Annotated in this window: 4 protein-coding genes and 1 pseudogene; all 5 read left to right on the top strand. The window is 53.2% G+C overall.

Translation table 11 applies throughout. The features are described from left to right. Positions 1 to 701: RHS repeat-associated core domain-containing protein (locus ACX12L_RS22750; RefSeq protein WP_459264546.1), on the top strand; the 701-nt coding region annotated here is incomplete at its 5' end. 418 nt (positions 702 to 1,119) lie between these two features. After that, positions 1,120 to 1,809: pseudogene (locus ACX12L_RS22755) on the top strand (RHS repeat-associated core domain-containing protein); the annotation flags it as partial. A 28-nt stretch (positions 1,810 to 1,837) separates the two neighbouring features. Next, positions 1,838 to 2,257, top strand: a complete 420-nt coding sequence (locus ACX12L_RS22760) for a hypothetical protein (RefSeq protein WP_459264547.1) — start codon at positions 1,838 to 1,840, stop codon at positions 2,255 to 2,257. Between the two features lie 94 nt (positions 2,258 to 2,351). Next, positions 2,352 to 3,422, top strand: a complete 1,071-nt coding sequence (locus ACX12L_RS22765; protein WP_459264548.1) for an RHS repeat-associated core domain-containing protein — start codon at positions 2,352 to 2,354, stop codon at positions 3,420 to 3,422. Positions 3,423 to 3,434: 12 nt separating this feature from the next. Next, entirely contained in the window at positions 3,435 to 3,722 is a 288-nt protein-coding gene (locus ACX12L_RS22770) for a hypothetical protein (RefSeq protein WP_459264549.1), read from the top strand. Positions 3,723 to 4,124 lie beyond the last annotated feature (402 nt).

Consider the following 4,124-nt stretch of genomic DNA (forward strand, 5'->3'; position numbering starts at 1 on the left):
ACCACTACAAGGCCCGCTTCTACGATCCCCGCCTGGGGCGGTTCCTGCAGACCGATCCGATTGGGACGCAGGACGACTTGAACCTGTATGCCTATGTGGGAAACAATCCCATCAATCGCAGGGATCCAACCGGTCTATTTGATCTGGTTTATTCTGCAGGACCCCTGAATGAAAACAATCCAGTTATTACAAATCAAAATCAGCCTGGAATGAACTATTTGGTCTCCGATGGTCATGGAACCAACTATCCAATGGGAGCTGGAACTTACCAACGAACTGTGATAGAGGGCCGTCCGTTTGACGCCGTTTTTGATCAATCCCAAACTTCTAGCATTATTAACTGGGGGGCCTCGCATATCTCCAGTTCTCGCCTATTTGGCGCTACAGGATCCCCTTCAATGCTCGAAATCGCAATACAGTCCCTTCCGGGGCAATCCTGGGATACTAAGCAGTATTTACCTTGGACAAGTGTTTATATAATTAACAATCAAGCTGAGCAGCGGGACTATGTCGGCAATGCTATTTGGGGCGCTGCGCTCAATGGCATGGGTATTAGTAAGGATGTTGCACTTTTGGGGGCTAGAGTTCAGGGCTTTTTTTCTGGAATTGGCCGGGAGGATCAGCGAGATCAACAAGCAATTCAATTTGGCTATGGCATATCATCATCTCCCTTCAGCACCTCGCCTAAAACTTCTAAGTAATTAGGAGCCTACAATGTCGAAATCCTGGTGTGGACCGTATATAGTAGGGTTGGCCTTCTTGGTCCCATTGTTGACTCTGATTGCGTCGAATGTCGCTCTGTGCAATCGACCATGGTATGCATATTGGCCATTATGGGTTGCGACTGCGATTGTTCCGTGCATTTGGTTGCTCCTAAGAAAAATTCCTTCTTTTTTCTCTTCGGCAGTCGTTCAGTTCGCGGTGATTGTCTGGTTTAATTGGCTGCAATGCAGTAATCACGTTTTGGGAAATTTCGGAGAGTCCGCATTTGTTGGGGGATTAGGGGTGCTCTATGTTTTGATAGTATCGATAACGCTTGGGTTGATTGTAGGAGGTATCATTGCCCTTATTTTTTGGAACAATGGTCGATCAAAGTAGCTCTATTGCTACGGGCCCTACGGCGAGCCCAACACCGCGGCGGGCCAGCGCTTCAGGTACACGGGCCAGCAGCTCATGGGCGATCTGGGCCTCTACTACTACAAGGCCCGGTTCTACTCGCCCGCCCTGGGGCGGTTCCTGCAGACCGATCCCATCGGGACTGCCGATGACTTGAACCTCTATGCCTATGTGGGGAACAATCCAACGAATCGGATTGACCCAAGAGGGTTGTCGTCTGAACAGGCGAGTGTGCTTCGAGGAGTGCTGCTCGCTGGCGGAACGGCAGCGGTTTTGAGTGAGCAGTTTGGGGAGTTCGGCGAGGCGATTGCAAGAGGGGCGCAGTGGCTTCGCCCATCACCCATTGGAATTGGTCTGGGTTTGTTGACCTTTCCCAGCTCGGTGGCCGATGGGACGCTCACGGGCAATGGGTGGGTGTTTAACGAAGGTGCAGAAAGTTCAGAGAATGCAGCCAGACCACCTCCTGACTCCAAACCTATCGATGGCACCAAATGGTCAGGTGACCATAATGAGATAAAAGGCCAAAGTGGCGCCGGGCCAAGAGACAATGTGCGGATAACACCATCGGGCGAAGTTTGGGTGCAACGTCCTGGAGGCACTTGGGAAAACACGGGGAACGCGGCCGACATGATCGGTGGAAGCGAAGCAAGTGGCCGCCGTGGTAAAGATCGTGAGCCTCCTTGGAAAAGATAGTTAAATTAAGGCCTCGGAGAAAAACTTGATGAGCAAAGATCAATTTGACCAAGAGCCAGCGTTGCAGTGGCTATATGGCATTCGTGTGCTTATTCGGCATCCAACATTATCAGTTAAAGATATTAATGCATGTCTAAACGCACAACCTACCTATTCATGGAATTTTGATGATCCTGGGAAATCGGACACCATGTGGTCTCTTGTAAATTGGACGGAGGGTGGACGTTACTTTTTTGAGGAAATAGACCATGTGCTCGGATGGCTGGAAGACAAGGTGGCGTTTGTTCAGGATGTTCGCGCCGCAGTAGGCGGGAAAATTGTCATAATCGCGCAACTCTCCGGGGAGGTCAACATTGGAGACGAGTTGAGCCTTAAAACCATGGGGCGTGCCGTGGCGCTGGGTGTGAATATTGGGGTTGAAGTGTTTCCGAATCTTCGAAAGAAGTAGAGGCAGATAACACACTTGTCAATATCGATCTAAGAATAATTATAGTTGGATTCTAATTAATTGCCATGCACAGCTGTAGCTGCGGGTGCCGTTGGTGGCGTTGCCTGGCACGCACGACGCCAACGGCAACCTGACGGGCGACGGCACCTGGAGCTACGGCTACGACGAGAACAACCGGCTCAGGAGCGCCAGCAAGGCCGGCACGAGCGCCACGCTCGCCTACGACGCCGAAGGGCGGCTGCGCCAGAGCGTGGTGGCGGGCGCCACGCTGGACAAGGCCTACGACGGGGTGGCCCTGGTGGCCGAGTACGACGGCGCGGGCGCCATGCAGAGCCGATGGGTGCACGGGCCGGGCGTCGACGAGCCCATCGTGGCCTATAGCGGCGCCACCACGGCCAACAAGAGCTGGCTGTATGCGGACCACCTGGGCTCCATCGTGGCCACGGCGGACGCCACGGGCGCGGGCACGGCGCTCTACGGCTACGGGCCGTACGGCGAGTCCAACACCACGGCGGGCCAGCGCTTCAGGTACACGGGCCAGCAGTTCATGGGCGATCTGGGCCTCTACCACTACAAGGCCCGCTTCTACGATCCCCGCCTGGGGCGGTTCCTGCAGACCGATCCGATTGGGACGCAGGACGACTTGAACCTGTATGCCTATGTGGGAAACAATCCCATCAATCGGAATGATCCAAGAGGGCTGAGTAGTCAAGAGGCTGCGTACCTTAATAGCAGCTTGACTGATTCTAGTGGCAGCGTTCAGGTGGCACAGCTCTTGCCGGTGCCCTTGTATCTGAACCCGTGGACGGCAGTCCCGGCCGTTCTCGGGACTGGTTGCATGCTCTCCTCTGGATGTCGGAATCTGATTCTTAATCAGAGTGAAGGAGACAAAGATCCGAGTACGCCGACTGGTCAGCGCGGATCACCAATGGACGTGACAGATGGTACGAATGAGCCGGCGACTATTGGCGGACGAGATTATACTGGTCACTCCCTCGATCAAATGCAAGGACGTGGCGTTACACCGACACCTGTCGAAGATGTCATACAAAATGGCAATCAGACACCGGGTAACAAGCCGGGCAGAATTGTGCATACTAGCTCTGATGGACGACTCTCGGTGGTTACTGAAGATGGAAAGGTTATCACAGTTATAACGAAATAAAGGGTTGCAATAATGAACGATTTTAAAAAACGCCAAATCACGCAAATGCGCCTTGTTATTTCTGACTTCCGTGAGGGTAAAGTATCTCTTGGGGGGCTTCTATCCAAGCTGGAAGGCGCCGCTCGCGCATTTGATCAGAATTTTTGGGAGCATGAGGTTTTTGCAATCGTCTTGGAACTCGAACAGATTAATGTTGATATAGTGGAAGAGCGTAGGGGATTGACGGATTCTGAACGCTTGAAAGTTGAAGAGCTAATATTTGGGCTGGAGAAAAAATTGATTAAACCTGGGCCTTACTAAGCGCTGGAAATGAAGATTCCTGTTGCAATTAGCTATAGAGCGTGCTATGAACTTCTCGTCACGGCTAGCGCCAAGGCGACCACCAATAGTATAAGTACGGCAAACACTAGAAAATACAGGCTACTCGGGGCTTTGGTCAAGCGCTCGTAGTTTCGCGAGAGGCGACAGAATCCCAAACTTCTATCCGTCACTGGTAGCAGCACAAAGCCATCTCGACGCGTTCAACCGCCCGACGGCCCTCAAGGAGAACGGCAGCGCCAATCTGGCCAGCTACACCTACGACGACCTGAGCCGGCGCACCACGGTGACGCTGGGCAACGGCACCAGCACCAGCTACGGCTATGACACCCAGGCGAATCTCTCCAGCCTGGCGCACAACCTGGCGGGCACCGCGCACGACCA

This window comes from Alicycliphilus sp. T452, from assembly GCF_054512775.1.

Coding starts and splice junctions, on each gene's coding strand:
- ACX12L_RS22760 (WP_459264547.1), top strand. CDS start 1,838: ATGAGCAAAGATCAATTTGACCAAGAGCCAGCGTTGCAGTGGCTATAT.
- ACX12L_RS22770 (WP_459264549.1), top strand. CDS start 3,435: ATGAACGATTTTAAAAAACGCCAAATCACGCAAATGCGCCTTGTTATT.